The 21,842-nt window shown below is 69.1% G+C and carries 17 protein-coding genes; 9 read left to right on the top strand and 8 right to left on the bottom strand.

What is annotated here, in order from left to right:
* Window positions 1-67: 67 nt before the first annotated feature.
* From E0H92_RS26145 to E0H92_RS26120, 6 genes are all read right to left on the bottom strand, one after another.
* Window positions 68-727, bottom strand: coding sequence for a response regulator transcription factor (locus E0H92_RS26145; protein ID WP_131459645.1), 660 nt, complete (start codon window positions 725-727; stop codon window positions 68-70).
* The gene (locus tag E0H92_RS26140) at window positions 724-2,151 is read right to left on the bottom strand and encodes a sensor histidine kinase (protein ID WP_238152466.1); all 1,428 of its coding nucleotides are present in this window, start codon (window positions 2,149-2,151) and stop codon (window positions 724-726) included. Before E0H92_RS26140 ends, E0H92_RS26145 begins: the two co-directional genes overlap by 4 nt.
* Window positions 2,114-2,392 (bottom strand): hypothetical protein, encoded by a 279-nt coding sequence (locus E0H92_RS26135; protein WP_165549988.1) that lies wholly within the window; start codon window positions 2,390-2,392, stop codon window positions 2,114-2,116. The genes E0H92_RS26140 and E0H92_RS26135 overlap by 38 nt, the downstream gene beginning before the upstream one ends.
* An 87-nt stretch (window positions 2,393-2,479) precedes the next feature.
* On the bottom strand, window positions 2,480-3,739 hold the full coding sequence (locus tag E0H92_RS45560) for a chitosanase (RefSeq protein ID WP_131498002.1): 1,260 nt from the start codon (window positions 3,737-3,739) through the stop codon (window positions 2,480-2,482).
* Window positions 3,740-3,864: 125 nt separating this feature from the next.
* Complete coding sequence (locus tag E0H92_RS26125) at window positions 3,865-7,248, bottom strand: glycoside hydrolase family 84 protein (RefSeq protein WP_165549986.1); 3,384 nt, start codon at window positions 7,246-7,248, stop codon at window positions 3,865-3,867.
* A gap of 84 nt (window positions 7,249-7,332) precedes the next feature.
* Window positions 7,333-8,715 (bottom strand): nucleobase:cation symporter-2 family protein, encoded by a 1,383-nt coding sequence (locus tag E0H92_RS26120; protein WP_131498001.1) that lies wholly within the window; start codon window positions 8,713-8,715, stop codon window positions 7,333-7,335.
* 106 nt (window positions 8,716-8,821) lie between these two features.
* On the opposite strand from E0H92_RS26120, the gene E0H92_RS26115 reads away from it, so the two are divergent.
* From E0H92_RS26115 to E0H92_RS26090, 6 genes are all read left to right on the top strand, one after another.
* Window positions 8,822-9,682: an RNA polymerase sigma-70 factor gene (locus E0H92_RS26115; RefSeq protein WP_131498000.1), complete on the top strand. Its 861-nt coding sequence runs from the start codon at window positions 8,822-8,824 to the stop codon at window positions 9,680-9,682.
* A 46-nt stretch (window positions 9,683-9,728) separates the two neighbouring features.
* On the top strand, window positions 9,729-10,076 hold the full coding sequence (locus E0H92_RS26110; protein ID WP_131497999.1) for a DoxX family protein: 348 nt from the start codon (window positions 9,729-9,731) through the stop codon (window positions 10,074-10,076).
* Window positions 10,077-10,103: 27 nt separating this feature from the next.
* Window positions 10,104-11,342 carry an ROK family transcriptional regulator gene (locus E0H92_RS26105; RefSeq protein ID WP_131497998.1) on the top strand — a complete coding sequence of 413 codons (1,239 nt, stop codon included), beginning with the start codon at window positions 10,104-10,106 and terminating at the stop codon, window positions 11,340-11,342.
* A 121-nt stretch (window positions 11,343-11,463) separates the two neighbouring features.
* Window positions 11,464-13,260, top strand: coding sequence for a bifunctional metallophosphatase/5'-nucleotidase (locus tag E0H92_RS26100; protein ID WP_238173591.1), 1,797 nt, complete (start codon window positions 11,464-11,466; stop codon window positions 13,258-13,260).
* A 43-nt stretch (window positions 13,261-13,303) separates the two neighbouring features.
* Window positions 13,304-13,762 carry a MarR family winged helix-turn-helix transcriptional regulator gene (locus E0H92_RS26095; protein WP_131459652.1) on the top strand — a complete coding sequence of 153 codons (459 nt, stop codon included), beginning with the start codon at window positions 13,304-13,306 and terminating at the stop codon, window positions 13,760-13,762.
* Window positions 13,763-13,944: 182 nt separating this feature from the next.
* Window positions 13,945-14,907, top strand: a complete 963-nt coding sequence (locus tag E0H92_RS26090) for a glycoside hydrolase family 6 protein (protein ID WP_131459653.1) — start codon at window positions 13,945-13,947, stop codon at window positions 14,905-14,907.
* Between the two features lie 91 nt (window positions 14,908-14,998).
* Here the strand turns inward: E0H92_RS26090 and E0H92_RS26085 are convergent, their stop codons facing one another.
* Window positions 14,999-15,538: a DNA-binding protein gene (locus tag E0H92_RS26085; RefSeq protein WP_131459654.1), complete on the bottom strand. Its 540-nt coding sequence runs from the start codon at window positions 15,536-15,538 to the stop codon at window positions 14,999-15,001.
* Window positions 15,539-15,697: 159 nt separating this feature from the next.
* Between E0H92_RS26085 and E0H92_RS26080 the strand changes: the two genes are divergently transcribed.
* On the top strand, window positions 15,698-16,762 hold the full coding sequence (locus tag E0H92_RS26080; protein WP_165549985.1) for a pyridoxal-phosphate dependent enzyme: 1,065 nt from the start codon (window positions 15,698-15,700) through the stop codon (window positions 16,760-16,762).
* On the opposite strand, the gene E0H92_RS26075 is transcribed toward E0H92_RS26080, so the two are convergent.
* The gene (locus tag E0H92_RS26075; RefSeq protein WP_131497996.1) at window positions 16,723-18,927 is read right to left on the bottom strand and encodes an alkaline phosphatase family protein; all 2,205 of its coding nucleotides are present in this window, start codon (window positions 18,925-18,927) and stop codon (window positions 16,723-16,725) included. The genes E0H92_RS26080 and E0H92_RS26075 overlap by 40 nt on opposite strands.
* A 172-nt stretch (window positions 18,928-19,099) precedes the next feature.
* Between E0H92_RS26075 and phnA the strand changes: the two genes are divergently transcribed.
* The gene (gene phnA, locus E0H92_RS26070) at window positions 19,100-20,425 is read left to right on the top strand and encodes a phosphonoacetate hydrolase (protein WP_131459657.1); all 1,326 of its coding nucleotides are present in this window, start codon (window positions 19,100-19,102) and stop codon (window positions 20,423-20,425) included.
* Window positions 20,426-20,536: 111 nt separating this feature from the next.
* Window positions 20,537-21,835, top strand: a complete 1,299-nt coding sequence (locus E0H92_RS26065; protein ID WP_131459658.1) for an MFS transporter — start codon at window positions 20,537-20,539, stop codon at window positions 21,833-21,835.
* The last annotated feature ends 7 nt before the right edge of the window (window positions 21,836-21,842 follow it).

The raw sequence follows: 21,842 nt of genomic DNA, 5'->3' as shown, positions 1-21,842 counted from the left end.
TGGCTGATGTTGCTTCCACCTTTCCGGCCACGGGTGAGACCTCGCTGAGGCGATCGTGAGAGAGCTCTCACGGAAGCAGGCGGTACCCCATCCCGCGCACCGTCTGGATCCGCTCGGCGCCGAGTTTGCGGCGCAGGTACCGGATGTAGACGTCGACGACGTTCGAGCCCGGGTCGAAGTCGAAGCCCCAGACCTGCGAGAGCAGCTGTTCGCGGGACAGCACCTGATCGGGGTGGCGGCAGAACACCTCGGCGAGCAGGAACTCCCGCGCGGTGAGGTCGATCGACGCGCCGTCGACGAACGCGCGCCGGGTCCGCAGGTCCAGGCTGAGTTCGCCGACCTGCAGGATGTTCGCGTCCGGCGTCCCTTCGCTGCGCAGCCGCAGCCGGACCCGCGCCAGCAGTTCCTCGAACGCGAACGGCTTCGCGATGTAGTCGTCCGCTCCGCCCTCCAGCCCGGCGACCTTGTCCCGGACACTGTCGCGCGCGGTCAGGATCACCACCGGCAGCGCGACCCTTGCCTCACGCAACCGTCGCAGCACGGTGAACCCGTCCACCCGCGGCAGCCCGATGTCCAGGACCATCAGGTCGTAGTTGCCGGTAGCACCTTCCTGGTACGCCGTCTCGCCGTCGCCGACCACCGTCGTCACGAACCCGTTGCTGCGCAGGCCGCGCTCGACGAACGAGGCGATCCGCTCCTCGTCCTCGGCGATCAGAATCCGGTTCATTCCGCCTCCACTCCGCCCGGTAACGTCAGCTCGAACCGCGCGCCCGGCCCGGCCGCCAGCCGGACGTCGCCACCGTGTGCCCGGGCGATCGACCGGACGATCGCCAGCCCCAGCCCGGCGCCTTCGGTACGGCGCTGCGCCGTCCCGCGGGCGAACCGCTCGAAGATGCGCTCGCGATCCTCCGGCGGAACCCCCGGCCCGGAGTCGGCCACCCACAGCAGCACGCTCCCGTCGGCGTCGACGTACGACCCGACCTCGATCCGGTCGTCGGTCTTCGTGTGCCGGACCGCGTTGGACACCAGCTGCATCAGGGCCTGCGTGAGCCGCTGCCCGTCGGCGACGATCGTCGCGTCCGCGGTCGCCGCGACCCGCCAGGCCCGCTCGGCCAGCGGTCGCGCCTTGGCCACCACCTCGACGACGAGTTCGGTCAGATTGACCTCGCCGAGTTCGAGGAACCCGGGCCGGTCGCTCTTCGCCAGCACCAGCAGGTCGTCGACCATCCGGTTCATCCTGGCCAGCTCGTCCAGGACCAGCGCCTTCGTCTCGGCGCGGTCCCGCGGGTCGTCGCCCATCAGTTCCAGGTGCCCGCGAATCACCGTGATCGGCGTCCGCAGCTCGTGGCCCGCGTTGTCGACGAACTCGCGCTGCGCGACGAACGCGTCCTCGAGCCGGTCCAGCATCGTGTTGAACGTCCGCGCCAGATGCGCGACATCGTCGTTGCCCACGACATCGATCCGGCGCCGCAGATCGGTCTCGCTGATCCGCTCGGCCGTCGTCCGCAACTGCCGGATCGGGGCCAGCACCCGGCCGGTGACCAGCCAGCTGGCGCCGGCGGCCAGCACCAGCGTGATCGCGGCGATGATCACCAGCGCGCGGGCCGCGTCCATCGACGGCTGCGCGATCAGGTCCCGGAACTCGAGCACGACGAGCTGCGCCTGGACCGGCTGCGCCCCGATCCGTACCGGGAGTACGCCGTACCGGACGCGGCCCGCGGTGCTGTCGACCCAGCCGTACGCCGGTTCTTTCGCGCCGGCGAGGCGCTGCACGAAGGCCGTGTCGGTGTCGAGGCGGGCGGGCGGACTGCCCTGGCTGCGGTGGTACGGGTTGCCGTTGACGATGGTGAAGAGCGCCTCGGAATCGTCCGGCAGATTGCTCTGCAGCCAGCGGTCCAGCAGGTCCTCCGGGCGCTGGAAGGACGCGGCGGCGGGTGAGGCCGCGAAGGCGCGGAACTTGTTCGCCTCATGGGTGAGTTCTTCGTCCGCGGAGTCGTCGGCGCGGGCCGCGAGCACCTGCCAGGTGAGGAAGACCAGAGCGCCCAGGGCGAGAGTGAGGACGCCGAACATCCAGCCGATGATCCGCACCCGGGCGCTGACCACCGGGCGGCGGTCAGCCATCGTCGTCCGGGTCGTCCACACCGTCATCATCGTCGTCCACCCCAGCCGTCCGGGCCGGCGGCGGCGCGACCGGCGACGCACCTGTGACCGTCGGTCTCGGCGTCGGCGTACTGGGCGTCGGCGTACTGCGCGCTGTGCTCGAAGGTGCCGGGACGACAACCGTGTCACCAAGCTCCGGCGCGGACCGCCCGGCCAGGTACCGGGGCAGCACAAACCCGGCCACCACCAGGACACCGGCGACGACCCCGTAGATCACGCGTGGAGACCGCATCCTCAAAGCCTGCGATCCCTCCCGAAGAACCGCATGAGCGGAACATTACAGACTTCTCATGTTCCACGGGGTCGCCGCCGGTCAGGGCTAGGCGGTCTTGCCGAAGGCTTCGAGTTCGTAGAGGGAGTAGCCGTATGTCGTGCCGCGCGCGGTCCCGTAGATGCGCAGGTACCGGCCCTGGCCGTTGAGGTTCGACCACTCGTCGGTGCCGCCGTTACCTGCCGTCTCGGTGGCCAGGTTCGTCCAGGTCGAGCCGTCGGCGGAGATCTGGACCCGGTAGGCCTTCGCGTACGCGGCCTCCCAGGTCAGCTTGACCTTCGCAACGGTTGCTCCCGCTCCGAGATCGACCCGGATCCACTGCGGATCGGAGCCTTCGGCGCTCGCCCAGCGCGTGGACGTGTTGCCGTCGACGGCGCGGTCGGCGGTCAGCGTCGAGTCCTCGGTCGAGGACGAGGTGGTCGGCCGGTGCTGCGAGATCAGCACACCGGCCGGGTCCGGTCCGGGATCGGTGCCGGGGTCCGGGTCGGTGTCGATGCGGAACGGCTCTTCGTACACCGCCCAGGCCAGTGGCGTGTTGAGATCCAGGTTGCCGTTGTCGAGGAAGACCCGTTGTGCGGTGTCGACCCGGCTGGTGTCCTCGTGCGCCTCCTCCTTCTTCATCTCGACGACGCGTGCGTCGAGGAAGGCGTTCAGGTACTCCGTCTCGTCGCCGCCGTCGGCTGGAGTGTCGGCGTGATCCCTGGCGTCGGCGCGGATGCTGTCGAGTCCGCCCTCACCGTGCATGACGATGGCGTCGTAGTACGCGAACTGACCCAGCGTCCGCAGCCCGTCCTGCTTGGCCTGCGTGACCGCCGGGTTGAAGTAGACCCGGTCGCGCTCGTGTTCCTGCGCGGCCTGGAACTCCGTCGTCGCGGCCGCCTGCTTCCAGGCGTCGGTGAAGCCGGGGTCGAGCCCCTCGTGCGAGTCGCTGCCATCGACCTCACGGAGCGCCGGAAGGTACTCCGCAAGCGGGTTGTCCGGCACCTGATCGGTGTAGTACTCGACCAGTTCGAGCATGTCGTGCGTCCCCGAGCAGAAACCGATGATGCCGGCCGTATAGCCGCGGCCGTCGCCGATGTCCTCGATGTAATCGAACTGGTCCCGCCAGTTCAGCGACGAGTTCTCCGCGGAGGAAACGATCTGCTGGGCGATTTCCTTCTTCACCGGATCGTCCAGATCCGCCGCCTCGGCCGCGTGACCGACGCCGAGGAACACGGTTGCCGGTACGGCCGCCAGCGCCAGCGCTGTCACGATCCGTCCGGCGACCCGTGAGGGCGGTCCGAACCTCTTGAACGAATGCGTACGCATGCTCTTCTCCTTCGTCCGGGTGGGCTGAGCCCAGTCAGGGAGGGTGCGCTCGACTGTTAGGAAACTTTCCTAATCGCCAAAAGGCATTGATAGCGCGCCACACCCCGCCACCGCAAGAGGAGAGGTCAGATTGCCGGGTAGACCTCGAGCTCGTAGAGGGAGTAGCCGTACTGCGTCGCGCGATGGACGCCCTGCATCCGGACGTAGCGCGCGGTGGTGTCCAGCCAGAGCGTGTCGGTCCCGCCGTCGCCGTCCGTCACCTCGGTCGCGGTCGTCCAGGTACTCGCGTCGTCCGAGACCTGCACCCGGTACGCCGAGCCGTACGCCGCCTCCCACCGCAGCACGAGCTTGCCGAGGCGCGTCGACGTACCGAGGTCGACCTGGAACCAGGACGCGTCGTCGTAGCCGGATGCCCAGCGCGTGGCGGGATCTCCGTCGACCGCGAGATCCGCCGTGAACGACGTACCGGGTTCGATGCTCGAGGCAACGGCCGGGCGATCCAGGGCCGCGTTGGCGGCACCGGTGCGGGGGCGTACGGCGACGCGCAGTACGGCGTCGAAGGTCGTCGCGCCGGAGGTGAAGGTCACCGGAATGTCCACGTCGGCAAGGGCTGCGTCGGCGGGAGGTGTCAGCTTCACGGTGACGGATTGGGTGAATCCGCGCTTGACGGCGACCGGCGTACTGGCCGGCTCCGCGATCCATCCCGCCGGCGCGGTCACGCGCAAGGTGCCGGTCACGTCGGCGCCGCGTTCGGCCGAGATGTCGACCACGAAACTCGACGCCGTACCGCGGACCACATCGGCCCGGTCCGCGTCGACGTGCAGCCCGGCGAGCGGCGTGTCACTCCACAGCGGCACGATCTCGGCCATGGCCGGGGTTCCGCTCTTCCACACCAGCCGTACGGCCTCGGCGCGGAGATCGTTCGCAGGCACCTCGGCGTACGCCGATGACACCGAGCCGATCCGCTGCCAGGCTCCCCCGACCTGGACCTCCACGTCCGCCGACCCCACGTTTGCCGACTGTTGGAGGATCGTGAGACCAGCCAGCTCCCTCGGCGCCGACAGACCGACGGTCAACGCATCGCCGGCACCAGGCGTCGCGACCGGAACGTAGGCAGTCTCCAAGTTCCCGTCCACGGCACGCTGGTACGACGATCCTGGCGCGGGCGCCGGCGTACCACCGGCTGTCAGCGTGGTCTTCCGCCCGCCGATCGTCTCCACCGAGAACTCTCGAACCACGACCCAGAAGTCGGTCGCGGACAACGACCGGTACCGCACGTAGCGCGCGGTCGTGCCCGCCGGTGCCGTGGTCCGGACTTCCGCCGTGGTGGCGCGCGTCAACTCGGTCCAGCGCGTGCCGTCGAGCGAGTACTCCAACGCACCCGACTGGATGTAGTCGTTCGGGCTGGACGCCTTGCCCATCAGCAGTTCGATCGCGCCGATCGTCGCGGGCTCACCGAGATCGACCCGCACCTCGGAGCCCTGATCGGGTGCGCCGTTGCTCCAGAAGAACGTGTTCGGATCGCCGTCGACCATCCGCGCCGGCACGTTGTCCTGGTAGGTCCCCAGGTTCGTCGTCGCGGTGCGGCCCGGCTGCACGCCGAGCCAGCGGTCGTGGACGCGGCCGGTCTCGGCGATCAGTTCGTCGACGACCCGTTCGCCGATCCGCGGATAGGTGCCGCTGTGCGGCAGCCGGCCGTCCCGGATCGCCTTGGCCGCGGTGACGAGACCGCTCATCTGCTGCCGCTTGGTCCAGGCCGACGCTCCGTCGCCGGCGTCCATCGCCGCGAGCAGATCCAGGGCGCGGCCCATCGCCTGTCCCCACAACTCCGTTGCCTTGAGCCACGATTCCGCCTCGGCGGCGAACGCGGGATCCGCTCCGGCCCGGATCGTTCCCGGCGCGGCAGTGATCGCAGCCACCCGCGGCCGCAGTCCGGCGATCGCCTGGGCGCGCTGCCCGGAGCGCCAGCGCTGCCAGAAATGCTCGACCGCCGCACCGAACACCGGCGCACTCTCCGGATGCAGCGTGCCGTCGTACGTGTTCAGATCCGCGAACACCTGCAACGCCGCGGCTGTCGCCTGGTTGCCGCCGGCCTGCTCGGCCAGGGCGCGGCGCCAGGACGCATCGGCGTCGTACTTCGCCGGATTCCAGCCGAGCTCGGCGAACGAGTACAGCGCGATCTTGCTGACCGCCGCCTGGTTCATCGGGTTCGAGATGACGCCGGCGACGTGATCGGCGATGGCGGGCTCCCGGCCGCTGTACGGCGCGAGCAGCAACCGGCCGGCCGCGTAGTCGTTGACCGGGTAGTTGTCCCAGATCAGGATGTCGTGGCCGAACACGGCCTTCGCCTGGGCGGCCTGCGCCGCCGTGATCGTCCGCGGCACCACGCCGATCCCGGTCCAGTGCACGACCACGTCGGTGTCGAGCTGCTCCCGCAGGGCCTTCTTGTACGGCGTTTCGCTGACGTTGTAGTACTCCGTCGGCACCATCTGCAGCGGCGCGACGTCCGCCTTCGTCTCCACCCATTCGCGCTGCACCCGGTTCAGCAGATCGCTCTGCGCCCGGCCGGCGGCGCCTCCGCCCGTTCCGTACTTCGTCTTGTCCGCATCGCAGTGCCACGAGTTGTAGTCGATGTCGTCGAGCGGCACGTTGAACGACCGCGCGCCCACGTCGTACAGCGCCTGGAACTTCGCGACCAGGGCCTGGAAGTCGGCGTCCGAGGTGTAGCAGATCGACAGGCCCGGCGAGAGCGCGAAAGTGAAGTCCACCTTGTTCTGGCGCGCCCGTGTGACGAGCTCCGCGAGTTGGGCGAGCTTGTCGGCCGGGTACGGGTCGCGCCACTGCTCGCGGTGGTACGGGTCGTCCTTCGGCGCGTACTCGTACGTGTTCATGCGATGGTCGCCGAGGTAGCTGAGCTCGTCGAGACGGTCCGCGTGCGACCACGGCGTGCCGTAGAAACCTTCGATCGCGCCGCGGTAGCGCATCGTCGGCCAGTCCCGGATCGCGACGCCGGGCATCCAGTCGCGACCGGGGCGGGCCTGGATCAGCTGGGCGAGCGACTGCGCCGCGTAGTACGTGCCGTCGGAGTCGACGCCGTCGAGCACCACGTGACCGCGATCGTGACGGTCGCGTCCGGCGGCGAGGACGTACCCCTCGACGGGCAGGCCGGTGCTGTCCGCAACCCGCAGGGCGCGGAGCACCGACGGGTCACGGCCCAGCCAGATGGTCGTCGGCGTACCGGGGTCGCTGCCGTTCGTGGTCCGGATGTTCGTCACGCCGGCGCGGTTCAGTGCCTGGCGTACGACGCGCTCCGCGTCCGCATCGGACCGCGCGGTGCGGACCAGGCCGACCACCGGAGTGAGCGGGAAGCCGTCTGGACGTGGCACGAGTTGTTGCGGCTGGGGCGAGACCGCAGCGGCCGCGGGACCGGCCGCACCGGCGGGCTGCGGCAGAAGTGCGAGCGGGGCGACCAGGGCGAACACGCAGACAGCAGACCGGAGCAGGCGCATCGAGTCTCCTCGGGCATGGGCGGGTGAAGCCAGTTAGCCAGTGCGCGTAACTGCACGTCAAGTGCTCGACCTAGGCAGTTCCAGTCAGGACTCGGAGGTACCTGGCAGCGGAGTGCCGCGTTCGTCGGGAGCGGCGGCGAAGACGGACGGGTGGTCCTTGGCCAGTGCGCGCCAGCGGTTGAAGAACAGGTTGAGGAGTACGGCGGTGACCGCGGCGGCGCTGATGCCCGAGTCGAGGACGACGCCGACGCCGGACGGGAGCTCGTCCCAGAAGTGCGGGCGCGCGATCGGGACCAGACCCATCGCGAGGGACACCGCGATGACGACCAGGTTCAGGTTGTCGCCGTACTCGACCCGCCCCAGCGTGCGGATGCCGCTCGCCGCGACCGAGCCGAACAGGACGATCCCGGCGCCGCCGAGCACCGGCGCTGGGATCGCGGCGACGACCCGGCCGAACATCGGGACCAGCCCGAGCAGTACGAGGACGCCGCCGCCGACCGCGACGGTGAAGCGGGACTTGATGCCGGTGATCGCCACCAGGCCGACGTTCTGCGCGAACGCGCTGGCCGGGAACGCCCCGAACACCGGAGCGACCGTGCTCGACAGCATGTCCGCCCGCAGGCCGTTGGCGACCCGCTTGTGGTCGACCGGCGTCTCCACGATCTGACCGATCGCGAGGATGTCGGCCATCGTCTCGGTCATGATCACGAAGATCACGATCGTCATCGCGACGATCGCCCCGATGTCGAAGATCGGCGTACCGAGGCCGAAGATCGGCGGGAACGAGACGACCTTCCCCTGTCCCACTGACGAGAAGTCGGCCTTGCCCCACGGGACGGCGATCAGCGTGCCGGCGACCATGCCGATCAGGATCGACAGCCGGGACACGAAACCCTGGAAGGGTCTGCTGATCACCAGGATGACCAGCAGCGTGATCCCGGCCAGCGCGATGTTGCCGGGATCTCCGTAGGACTTGGCGCCGACGCCGCCGAGCGCCCAGTCGAAGCTGACCGGCAGCAGCGACACCCCGATGACCGTGATGATCGACCCGGTGACGACCGGCGGGAACAGCTTCACCAGATGGGCGAAGAACGACGAGGCGATCACGCCGATCACCCCCGCCACGATGATCGCGCCGAACACCGGGCGGACGCCGTCGCGCGAGGCGATCGACACCATCGTGGACACACTCGCGAACGAGATCCCCTGCACGATCGGCAGCCGCGCACCGAACGGCCCGAGCCCCAGCGACTGCAGGAGCGTCGCGAGCCCGCTGACGAAGATCCCCGCCGTCACCAGCAGCCCGATGTCCGGCGCGGACAACCCGGCCGCGGTCCCGACGATCAACGGCGGCGCGATCAGCCCGCCGTACATCGTCAGGATGTGCTGGGTGCCGTAGACGAGCAGCTGCGCGAACGGCAGCCGCTCATCTTCGGGGCGGGCAGTCGCAGGAGTGCTGGAGGTCATGGAATTCCGCCTTCCGGAAATATGATTCCGCGTGGCGACAGATTGACACAGAGCCACTCCAGCGTCAACGGTTTGTTGAAGTTCAGCGCTGACTATCGTTGCGCGCATGCAGGCCGACCGGTTCGCCGAGCACCGAGGGTTGCTGTACGCCGTCGCGTACCGGCTGCTCGGGAGCGTGGCCGACGCCCAGGACGTCGTGCAGGACGCCTGGCTGCGATGGACCCGGGTCGACGGCGACTCCGTGGACGACGCGGAGGGGTATCTGGTTCGCGTCACGACCCGCCTGGCGATCGACCGGCTGCGGAGCGCGGCAGTACGGCGTGAGACGTACGTCGGACCGTGGCTGCCCGAACCCCTGCTCACCACGCCGGACACCGCCGATCACGTCGTACGGGCCGACGAGGTGTCGACCGCCGTACTGCTCGTGCTGGAAGCCCTCTCGCCCACCGAACGCGCCGTCTTCGTACTGAACGAAGCGTTCGGCTACAGCTACACGGACATCGCAGGCATCCTCGGACGCCAGTCCGCCGACGTACGCCAGCTCGCGCACCGCGCACGCAAGGCCGTCGCCGCTCGCCGCCGTCGCTACGACACCGACCGTACGACGCAGCGCGAGGTCACCGAACGCTTTCTCGCGGCGTGCCTGGACGGTGATGTGACGGCTCTGATGGCGGTTCTCGCGCCGGATGTCGTGCTGATCAGCGACGGCGGCGGGCTCACCGGTGCTCCGCGCAAACCCATCTACGGTCCGCTGTACGTCGCGCGTGCGTTCGTCGTTCTGTACGAGCGGCGGCCGGCCGGTACGCAACTGGAGATCGCGGAGCTCAACGGCGCACCGGGCATCGTCATCCAGTCCGCCAACGGGCCGGTGCTCGCGATCACGTTGCATCTGGTCGAGGGCGCCGTACAGGCTCTCCAAGTCGTCAGCAATCCGGCGAAACTCACCGGCCTGTCACAAACCGGCTAGCTGTCTCGTCCGTGAGGCGCCCATCGCCTCTCGGATCGGAGACCTCGTGTACGCCGCCTATCTCGCCACCACGCTCCTGGCCGCCGCGCTCACCGGTAGCGCCGCGGTCGCGAACCTCCTTCGGCACGACTACCCCAAGACCCAGGCGGACAGGATCAACGTCGACCACAAGTGGATTGTCCCCTTCGGTCTGCTGCTCGGCGCCGGATCGGTCGGCCTCCTCGCCGGCCTCGCCGTACCACCGCTCGGCGTGCTCGCCGCTGCGGGACTGGTGCTCTACTTCCTGGCCGCGCTGACCGCGCACCTTCGAGTCCACGATCACAACCTGGCCCCTTGGTCCGTGTACTTCATTGCCTGCGCGGCCGCGCTCGTCACGACGGTGACCTACCACTGAAAGCACACGGTCTACGCTGGGGCGATCATGGGGTCCTCGGTGGTGGACGGCGGCGATCATTCGCGGTTGCGGCAGCTGAACGAGCGGGCTGTGCTGGGCTCGGTTCGGGCTGCCGGGGAGTTGCGGGTCGCGGAGATCGTCGAGCAGAGCGGGCTGGGGCGGACTGCGGTCGAGGAGGTGCTGGCGAGTCTGGTGACTCGGCGGTGGCTGGTCGAGGTGAGTCCGGCGATCCGCGGGCGTGGGCGGCCGGCGCGTTCCTACCGGTTTCGGGCGGAGGCCGGGTACGTCGTCGGGCTGGACATCGGCGCGTTCTCGGTACGTGGGGTGCTGACGGATCTCGACGGGCGGATGCTCGCGAGCGTACGGCGTTCCGTGACACCGGAGACGCCGCGGAGGCAGCGGCTCGCGACGGCCGACCGGGTGATTGCCGACTGTGCGCGGGAGGCCGGCGTGCCGGCGGCGCAGGTGTGGGCGGTCGGGGCGGGTACCACCGGGTTGGTCGATGCCGCGGGCACCGTCGTCCGCGCGAACGCGATCCCAGACTGGGCAGGCACCAACCTGGTCGGCCACTTCAAAGCCCAGCTGGTTGTCGCCGACAATGACAGCCAACTAGCCGCCCTCGCCGAACAACGCCGAGGCACCCCCGCCCCCTCCGCCGAACCCACGGCCGGCCGCACCACCGCGCCCTCCGCCGGGTCCACCAGCGCGGCCGGGCCCTCCCTCTCCTCCTCCCCCGCGGACATGGTGTTTTTGCATGCGGGGCGGCGTACGGGGTTGGCTTTGGTGCTTGACGGGCAACTGCGGCGGGGAGCGTTTGGGGCGGCGGCTGATATGTCCGCGCTCAGAGGGGTTGCATGGGAGGCGGCGCTCGAGTACTTGCACGATGTTGTGCCGGCGGAGATTCCCACGGTGGACAAGGCGGAACGCGCCTTCGCGGCCGCGCGGGAAGGCGACCGGGCAGCGCGGGCCGCCGTCCGGAAGTACGCACGCGCCATGGCAGTCGCCGCCGCGACGGCGATCGCGATCGTCGACCCGCGGCTGCTCGTCCTCGGCGGCGCCTTCTCCCAGGCGGCCGACGTACTGCTCGAACCACTGGCCGCCGAGCTCGACCGCCTCTGCCCGCGCGTCCCGGAACTGCGCGCCTCCGCCCTCGGTTCCCTCTGCGTAGCCCTCGGCGCGGCCAGCCTCGCCCAGGACGCGATCGACACCCGTCTGCTGAGCCCGAGCCGCGGCCCGCTCCCCCGACTCTCGGCCCGGAGCCTCTGACCTCAGGTTGGCCGATTGTTCACCGGGCCGTTGACGCATGTCCGGTCCGGCAGCTAATAATGTCGGAAACAGGCAATAATGCGCACTAACGCGCACCCCTCCCGCCAGGAAGCAGGTTGCCGTGAACAGTCGGATCCGCCGCCGGACGTTCCTCACCACCACCGGCGCCATCGCCACCGCGACCGCGGTCGGCGACGTCGCGTACGCCACCCCGCACGCTCTCGATGACGCTTCGGAGTACGTCGACGTACAGCTGCTGAACATCACCGACTTCCACGGCTACCTGCAGCCGACGACGCCCAGTCAGGGCAGCGTGATCACCGGCGCGGGCGGCGTCCAGGTGACCGTCGGCGGCGCGGGCTACCTGGCCACGCACCTGAAGCGGCTGCGCGAGGGTCAGCGGAACTCGATCTTCTTCTCGTCCGGTGACAACTTCAACGGCTGGCCGTTCGAGGTCGACGCGCATGCCAACGAACCGACGATCGAGGCGCTCAACGCGCTCGGGCTGCAGTTCAGCACGGTCGGCAACCACGAGCTCGACCACTCGGTCGAGTTCCTCGTCGACCACATGGAACGCGGCAAGCCGTACCCGGTCAGCGGGCGCGACGACAACTTCGTCGACTCGACCGGGCAGCGTTTCCAGGGCGCGAACTTCCGCTTCTACACCGCGAACATCGTGCACGCGGACACCGGCCGGACGATCGTGCCCCCGTACAACATCGAGTGGGTCGACGCCGGCCGCGGCGGGAAGCTGCCGATCGCGTTCATCCACCTCACGTTGGTCGGTTCGGAAACCGGGTCGACGTCGTACCAGCCCGGGCTCAAGTCGCTGTCCGACCTGGCCGAGGCGAACAAACTGGCCGCGCAACTGAAGAAGCGCGGCGTCAACGCGATCGTCATCAACATCCACGACGGCGGCGTCGCCGGAAACGACTACAACGCGGGCACGAACCCGTCGGGGCCGGTGTTCCAGCTGGCCGCGAACGCCTCCCCGGACATCGCAGCGATCGTGACCGGGCACTGGCACTGCCGGTTCAACATGATGGTTCCGGACCCGAACGGCGTCCCGCGGCCGGTCGTCGAAGCCGGCAACCACGGCTCGCTGATCAACGAGATCAACCTCAAGCTGGACCCGCGCACCGGCGAGGTCATCCGGGAACTGACCCGGTCGACCAATCACGCCAACACCCGCGACGTACCGCTCGACGAGGAGCTGCAGTACATCGCCGACTACTGGACCGCGAAGGGCAAGAAGCGGTACGCCACGCCGCTCGCGCGCGTCACCGCGGACTTCACGCGGACGCCGAACGCGTCCGGCGAGAGCACGATGGGCAACCTGGCCGCGGACTTCGCCTACTGGGACGCGAATCAGCACCGCGACGGTCGCGCCGACCTGGCCCTGATCTCGGTCAAGCCGGTGTCGGGATCGAACGCCGTGACCGGCGACCTGTTGTTTGCCAAAGGCACCAATCCGTCGGACGTCGACGGGACGGTGCTGTTCGGCGAGGCGTGGGGCGCCTTCGGGTACGGCAACCCGATCCTGACGGTCACGCTGCCGGGCACCCAGCTGCACGCTGCCTTCGAGGCGCAGTGGGTGCCGCAGGCGAACGGGACCGAGAAGTTCGCTCCGTTCGCCGTGTCGCAGAACGTCAGCTACACCTACGACACGACCAAGCCGATCGGGCAGCGCGTCGACCCCGCGACCGTGCGCATCAACGGCAAACCACTCGACCTGAACCGGGACTACCGCGTCGCCGCGCTGGCCTACACCCTGATCGGCGGCGACGGTACGACGGTCTTCGCCGGCTTCACCGATCCGGTCCGCAACGACCGCGACCACGAGGGATTCATCGCGTACCTGCGCGCGCACCCGGTCCTCACACCCGCACCGCTCGGCCGCGCGCGTCCCGTGAGTTAGGCTCTCAGATGATCTGAATACCGGATGATACGAGAGCTGAAGTATGCCGAAGCCGCCGTCGCGCACTGCCGCGGTCAGGACCGCGTTGCGGGACCTGCGGGTCCAGCTCGCCCTGCTGAATCATCAGGTCGGGTCGCAGCTGTCCCTCAAGGACGCCGAGCTGGACTGTCTGGACGTGCTCGCCAGGGACGGGGCGCTCACACCGAGCGCCCTGGCCCGGCGGGCCGGCATCCATCCGGCCACGATGACCGGGATCCTCGACCGGCTCGAGCGCGGCGGCTGGGTCGTCCGTGACCGCGACCAGACCGACCGCCGGCGGGTGACCGTCCGCGTCGTCAAGGAGCGGACGGCCGCGGTCTACCAGGCGTACCGCGGGATGAACGGCGCGATCGACAAGATCTGCGCCGGCTACTCCGAGGACGAGCTCGACCTGATCGCCGGTTTCCTGAACCGCTGCGCCGAGGCCGGCCACACCTCCACCGAGAAGCTCGCCGCGAACTGACCCCTCGCTGGCTGGTCGCGTTTGGAAGCGCTCTCGGATTCAGAAGCTGAGGCGGTTTCCTGTTTTCACCAGCTGCTGCACAGATGGTTGACGGCAAGGTGGCTGATCCGACACGATCGGGGCGATAGTAACTGGAAGCGCTCCCGGAGTGTCCGCCCCCAAGCTCGAGACAGGAGCAGCACATGCGATGGATCCTCAGAGGCCTGGTCGCGGCCGGCCTGACGCTCGGCGTCGTCCTCCCCACACACCAGGGCGCCGGCGCCGCCACCACCGGCAACCCGGTCCAACTGACCAGCGGCTTCTACGTCGACCCGAACTCGAACCCGGCCGCCTGGGTCCGGAACAACCCCAACGACAGCCGCCGGACCGCGATCCAGAACTCGATCGCGACGAAGCCGATGGCCCGCTGGTTCGGCAACTGGAGCAACCCGATCGGTACGTCGGTCGGAAACTTCGTCGGCGCCGCGGACGCCGCGGACAAGCTGCCCGTGCTGGTCGCGTACAACATTCCCGGCCGCGACGCGTGCGGCGGTCACTCCGGCGGCGGCGCGGGCACTCCGGCGGCGTACCGGGCCTGGATCCACGACTTCGCCGTTGCTATCGGCAACCGTCCGGCCGTGGTCGTGATCGAGCCCGACTCGCTCGGCGACTTCAACTGCATGAACGCGGACCAGATCGCCGAGCGCAACGGCATGCTGACGTACGCCGTGCAGCAGTTCAAGGATCTCGCGCCGAACGCGTGGGCGTACCTGGACGGCGGCAACGCCGGCTGGGTGGCCGCCGACGTGATGGCGCAGCGGCTCAAGGGCGCGGGCCTGGCGAACGCGCACGGCTTCGCACTCAACGTGTCGAACTACTACACCACCGCGCAGACCGTCACCTACGGCAACGCCGTCAACAGCCACCTGACCACGAAGAAGCCGTTCGTCGTCGACACCAGCCGGAACGGGAACGGCACGGGCAACGACTGGTGCAACCCGCCGGGCCGCAAGCTCGGCGTCACAGCCCAAACCGGCGGTGGCGCGGAGATGCTGCTGTGGATCAAGGTCCCCGGCGACTCCGACGGCGACTGCGGCATCGGCGCCGGCATCCCCGCCGGCACCTTCAGCCCCGACCTGGCCATCCACCTCATCAACGGCAACTGATCACGGCGTCTTTGTGCACCCACCAACCATTCTCCACGCGGATTTGTGGTTGAGCCGTGCACAAAGACGACGGACGCGCTACGAGATGGCGTTATGCGACCGTCGGCACCGGTTGCAGCAGGGTGGCGACTTCGTGGCGGTAGACCGGTCGGGCGATGTCGCAGGTGTGGGTGAGCTGACCGATGCGGAGCATCCGGTGGACCTCGTCGGCGTCCACTCCGAGCGCGGACGCGGCGGTCGGCACGGACCACCAGCTTTCGCGCAGGCGGGCGAGGACGTCCACGTCTTCGCGTCGCAACGGCAGTTCCTTGCCGTGCGCCGTCAGCAGTCCGGCCGTGATCAATCGCCGTACGCCGGTCTGTCCGAGACCCAGGACGACACCGGCTTCCGCGACCGACATCCACTGGTCGAGGCCTGACCGTACGACGTCGGACAGCAGCAGCCGGCGGTGCGCACGGGAGCGAGCCGGCAGATGCCCCGCCCGGATCAGCCCCGCGACGCGCTGCGGCGGAACCTCCAGTAGTAGCGCGGCCTGTGCGGTGGTGACGAGTGGATCGTCGACCATCAACGGCTCCCCCAGCAGCTCGATCAGCCGAGCCCGAAACTCCCTGTCAACGTCCCCAGCACCCATTGCGTCCTCCCCAGGTCCGCGCCGTCAGATGTGTGAGCGAACGACACGGGGTCCGGGGGCCACAGGCTCTGTTGCATTGTGGCACGCTCCGCGATGAATTGATCTATGTCAGTACCGGCAATTACCGGCAATTACCGGCTGTGGAGGGAGTCTCGGAGAGTGACGAAGCCTGAGCAGCGCCCGCGGGCGGCGAACCCCGGCGCCGGGTCCTGGATCGCGCCGGGGGTGCGGGAGTCGGCCCTGGAGTTCCATCGCAGCATGCCCGGGTACGCCGCGACGCCGCTGATCGAGGTGCCCGCGCTCGCGGAGCTGCTCGGGGCCGGGAGCGTGTGGGTGAAGGACGAATCCAACCGGTTCGGGCTGCCGGCGTTCAAGGTGCTCGGCGCATCGTGGGCGGTCAACCGTGCGCTCGGACCCGCGCAAACGTTTGACGAACTCGCGTCGCGGGTCTCCGGCCGCCGGCTCACGCTGGTGACCGCGACGGACGGCAACCACGGCCGGGCCCTGGCGTACTTCGCGCGGGCGCTCGGGCTCAGGTCCCGCGTCTACGTCCCGGCCGGTCTGCCGGGTGCCCCCGTGCAGGCGATCCGTGCCGAAGGTGCGTCGGTCATCGACACCGGGCTGCCGTACGACGACGCGGTACAGGCCGCCGCGGCGAGTGTGCGCGATGGCGACGTACTGATCCAGGACACCGCCTGGCCCGGGTACGAGGAAGTCCCGCGGTGGATCGTCGCCGGGTATTCGACGCTGTTCGCGGAGATCGACGAACAGCACCCGTCCGCGATCGGGCTCGTCGTCGTCCCGACCGGTGTCGGTTCACTACTCCAGTCCGCGATCGAGCACTACCGCGTTCCGGATCGCCGTACGTCGGTCCTCGCGGTCGAACCGGTGACCGCCGCCTGCGTCACGACCTCGCTCGCCGCCGGCCGGCCGATCACCGTCGATACGTCCGCGCCCACGATCATGGCGGGCCTCAACTGCGGCACCGTCTCCTCCACCGCCTGGCCCACCATCCACAGCGGCCTGGACGCCGCGATCGCCGTCACGGATGACGAGACGCGCGCCGCCCAAGCCCTGCTCCACACCTACAACATCCCCGCCGGTCCCTGCGGCGCCGCCGCGCTGGCCGCCCTGCAAGTGACCCGGCAACCGCTGGACACAGTCGTCCTCATCAACACCGAGGGTCAGTCAGCCACGACCTTCGGTGCGTCGATCGCCCAGTAGCCGTTGTTGCCGGCCTTCAGATGCCAGGTCACGCGGACCTTGGCGGCGCCGGTGGGCACCGCGGTGGTCAGGTGCATCGCCTTGCTGATGTCGAACTTCGCACCGTCGGCCGCGGAGGCGGTCCACAGCACGCGCTTCACACCGTTGTCGAACTCCGCCACGACCTCGGCGTCCTGCGGCTGCCCGGCAGCGACCTGCTTGTAGTGGCTCAGGTAGTCGACCTGGACGCCGGCAGCCTGACGCAGCGGCACCCACGGCGTGGTGAGCGCACTGTCGAACAGTGCGGCGCCGCCCGCCGGATCACCCTTGTCGTTCCACTCGTCCGGGTCGGCCACGGCGATCACGTCACGCCCCCGGACGAAGGAGCCGCGGCCCTGGCCTTCCTCGGAGGTCGTCCAGAACTCGCCGCTCATCAGCCGCCATCCCCGGTACTCGGTCACGCCGCTGCCGGCAGGAGTCTTGTCGACGCGCGTCCAGGACGTCGGTAGCGCAGTCGTCCAGCCACCGATGCCCGCGGGCTTAAGCGCCTCGTCGACGACGCCCGAGGTGGCCGCCACGGTGTCGAACGGATCGTTGCTCCGGGCACCGATCGGTACGCCGTCGAGACCCCAGGCCGGATCGATCGGAAGACCGAGGTGCCGGTAGACCGTCGGCATGATGTCGACCTGACGCCACTCCCGCCGCAGAGTGGCGGTCGTCGGGATCCCCGGCCCGGTCGCCAGGATCCAGCCCTGGCGTGACGTGTGCTGGTCGCCGCCATGACCGAAGCCGGTCTGGCCGTGGTCGGTGGCCGCGACGATCAGCCAGCGTTCGTCCTTGTACGTCGCCCGCGCCTTGACCGCGGCGACCAGCTCACCGAACTTGGCGTCGACGCGACGGATCGCCTGGAGGTAGTCCGGGCTGTCCGAGCCGAGCGAATGACCGGTCGCGTCGACGTCGTGCAGGTAGACCATCATCAGGTCCGGGTTGTGCTTGCCGAGCACCTCGAGCGCGGCGTCGGTGCTCTGCCGGTCGGTGATCTGCTGGTTGGCGCCGTTCTGCTGGAGCTTCACGTCCGGCCGGTCGATCAGGTAGGTGTTCAGCGGCGTCCAGTCCAGCGTGGTGAACGTCGACAGCTCGGGCTTGAGCCCCTCGGCGCGGGTGATGAAATCCGGGTACTGGCTCTTGCGGTAGCCGTTGAACGAGTTGTCGAGCACGTTGTGCTTGTCCGGCCAGACACCGGTGAACATGTTCGAGTGGCCGGGGCCGGAGTTCGTCCCGGCGATCGCGTTGTCCTGGATGTACGCCGGCCCGAACTGGCCCGTCGCGCCGACGGCCGAGAGGTTCGGCGTACCCGCCTGCTGCATCTTGTCCCAGCGCATGCCGTCCAGGTCGACGAACAGGACCTTCGCGGCGCTGGTGCCGTTGGGCAGGTCGTCGGGGGTCTGCACCTTCGGCAGCGGTGGAACGGCACCTGCCCGTGCGTCGTCGTTCACGCTCATGTTGTCGATCGCCCAATACCAATCGTTCTGTGCGTCTTCGATGACCCAGCTGATCTTCGCAGACTGGGCGCCGGCCGGTACGGTCACCGGCACGGCGATGGTCTCGTTCTCGCGGTACACCTGGTCGCCCAGGGTCGCGGTGCTGTAGGTGAACTGCCGCTGCGGGGCACCGCCGTCGAACGACACGTCCACGGCGGCGACCTGCGGTCCGGTCTGGCGGTAGTTCTGGTCGTAGTTCACGTAGACCTTCGACTTGCCGGCCACCGTATAGGCAGGCGACGTCAGCGTGCTCTCGAAGAGCTGGTCGCCGGGACTGTTCGCGTCGTCCCACTCGTCGTTCTCCGCGACGGCGAGGACACCGCCGGCCTTGGTGAAGCTCTCGCGCCCTTGCCCGGTCTGGGCCGCGGTCCAGAACTGGGGCGTGGCGAACGACCAGCCGCGCCATTCGTCCATGCCCTTTCCGGTCATCGAGTCGGCGGAGGTCACCGTCCAGCCGCTCGGCGCCGTGTGGGTCCAGCCGAGCAGATCGGCCGGTATCCCGGTCTCGGTCGTTCGCGGCTGGAGCGTGCCGGCCAAGCTGTCGAAGTTCTCGGAACCGATGGTGGCGGCCGTCGCGGCGGGCGCGACGATCCCCGCGAGCACGATGGCCGTGCAGGCGGTCAGGGCGGTGAGACGTAATCGCATGAGCGGGCTCCTCGGGGCGGACCGGCGGACGACTTCGAACACTGGCAGCCCGGTTTTCCGCGCGGTATGCGGAATCTGGTTATGCGGCCCATAGCCCGAACCGGGGTTCCCGGTGCGGCCTGCCGGGTTGGACAGTGACACCGATCCCGAGAACCCGATCGCAGGAGACTCCGTGACCACCACCTTCAGCGTCAACGACCGGACCTACACCACCAACGGTGCGCCGGTCGTCGTGATCTGCATCGACGGCAGCGAGCCGGACTACCACCTCGAGGCTGTCGAAGCAGGTCGGATGCCGTGGCTGGCCGGAGTCCTCGACAGCGGGCGGGGAACGTCGTGGGAGGCGCACTGCGCGATGCCCGCGCTGACCAACCCGAACAACGTGTCGATCGCGACCGGGCAGCCGCCGTCGGTCCACGGCATCAGCGGCAACTACCTGTTCGACACGTCAACAGGTGCTGAAGTGCTGATGAACGACAAGTCGTTCCTGCGCGCCCCGACCCTGTTCGCGGCGGCGAACGAAGCAGGCCTCGACGTCGTGGTCGTCACCGCCAAGGACAAGCTGCGGCGGCTGCTCGGCGCCGGGGTGGTCGAGGCGGGTCCCAGCCTCGACGGCTCCGGTGAGTTCGTCGAACCGTCGCGGCGAGGGATCTGCTTCTCGGCCGAGAAGGCCGACCAGGCCAATCTCGAGGAGAACGGCATCGACGACGTGCTCGCGCTCGTCGGCAGGCCGTTGCCCACGGTGTACTCGGCCGACCTGTCCGTCTTCGCCCTGGCCGCGGGCGTCGAGATCATGAAGACCCGCGGCGCCGACCTGATGTACCTGTCACTCACCGACTACATCCAGCACAAGCACGCCCCGGGCACCGAGGCGGCCAACGACCTGTACGCCGAGATCGACCGGCACGCCGCCCAACTCGAAGCGCTCGGCGCGATCGTGGTCCTCACCGCGGACCACGGCATGAGCGCGAAGACCGACCACACCGGTGCGCCGAACGTCGTGTTCGTCGAGGACGAGGTACGCCGGATCCTCGGCACGGCCGGCGCCGAGCCGGGGTCGGACGAACTGCGCGTCATCCTGCCGATCACCGACCCGTACACCGTCCACCACGGTGCGCTCGGCTCGTTCGCCAGCGTCTACCTGCCCGCGGGCGCGGACCTCGAGGCGACCGTCGACGCGCTCCGGACGATCGACGGCGTACAGACCGTGTGCACCCGGGACGAGGCCGCAGGCAGCTTCTCGCTGCCGGCGGACCGGATCGGCGACATCGTGGTCCTCGCCGAGAAGGGCACAGCCCTGGGCCGGTACGCCGAATGGCACGACCTCACCGGCCTCGACGCTCCCCTGCGGTCGCACGGCGCGCTCGGTGAGCTGCAGATCCCGTTCCTCATCAACCGGGTGCTACCCCGGCCGGAAGAGCTCGACGAGCCCTGGGGCCGGCCGGCGTACATCCACAACTACGACGCCTTCTGGGTCGCCACGACCCTAGTGTCCTGAGTCGAACCTCCGACTCAGGACACTCACGTCCGAGCACGATCTCGCGGCCGCCCCCGCGTCGTGAGTCGACCCCGTCCTGCGCGTTACCCCTGAGAGAGGTCTGCGACGAGGATGTCCAGCACACTTGACCCCAGCACCGGCAACCTTTCGGCCGAACCCGTCTCCGAGGCCTCCTTCCGGCGGCTCGCCTGGCGAATGTTGCTCGCGGCAATGTTCTGCTACCTGTTCTTCTACACCGGCCGGCAGGCCTTCGGTTTCGCCATCCCCGGCATCCAGAAGGACCTCGGCTGGACCAAGGCGACCGTCGGCACGATCAGCGGAATCGCCCTGTGGTCCTATGCCATCGGCCAGATGGTCAACGGCAACCTCGCGGACAAGTTCGGCGGCCGTCGCCTGATGGCGCTCGGCGCGATCCTGTCGACGGCCCTGTGCATCATCGCCAGCTTCATGACCTCGCCGGCCGGGATGGCGGTCGCGCTCGGGGCCAACGGCTTCGTCCAGGCGATGGGCTGGTCGGCCGGCGGCCGGGTGATCTCCAACTGGTGGAGCCATCACGAACGGGGCAAGAGTTTCGGCTTCTACACGTTGGCCGCCGGTTCATCGTCGGTCCTCGTCTACGTCACGTCGACGTTGACGATCACGACGTTCGGCCTGGACTGGGAGTGGCTGTTCCGGCTTCCGGTGCTGCTGATGCTCGTCGGCGGGATCACGTTCTTCGTGCTCGCACGGGACACTCCGAGGAACGCCGGGATCACGCCGCCGCGCTCGTTCACCCATGACGCCGACGACGTCGCGTACGACAGCGACGCAGCGGCGCCCAGCTCGACGGAACGCTACCAGGCCGTTCTCGGGATTCCCCGGATCTGGCTCACCGGCATCGCTATCGGCTTCCAGAACGCGGCGCGGTACGGCCTGCTGATCTGGGTGCCGGTGTACTTCCTCGGCGACGCCTGGAAGAAGACCGACAACGCGGTCTGGATCACCGTGGCGCTGCCCGTCGGGATGGCGGTAGGTGCCCTGGTCAACGGTCAGCTCTCGGACCGCCTGTTCGGCTCGCGCCGGGACCGTCCGATCATGCTCTTCATGGTGCTCGGCGCGCTCAGCTCCCTCGGGATCTGGGCGTTGAAACCCGGTGTCGGCCTGGGCATCGTCCTGCTGTTCCTCGCCGGTTTCTTCGTCTACGGCCCGCAGTCGTCGTTCTGGGCGCTGTGCCCGGACCTCGCCGGCAAGGTGATGGCCGGTACGGCGGTGGGCGTGGTCAACTTCTTCGCCTACTTGTTCGCCGGTGCCGCCGAACCGCTGATCGGCCGCATCATGGATCACAACGGCGGCGACGCCGGGCTGATCTTCCTCATCGTGGCGATCAGCTGCACGGCCAGCGCCGCCGTAGCGTCGACCATCCGCCGCTGAAACGACC

The sequence above is a fragment of the Kribbella speibonae genome, assembly GCF_004331375.1.
GTDB lineage: Bacteria > Actinomycetota > Actinomycetes > Propionibacteriales > Kribbellaceae > Kribbella > Kribbella sindirgiensis.
The sequence above is the reverse complement of the archived record's forward strand: the minus strand, read 5'-3'. Positions and strand labels throughout refer to the sequence as shown.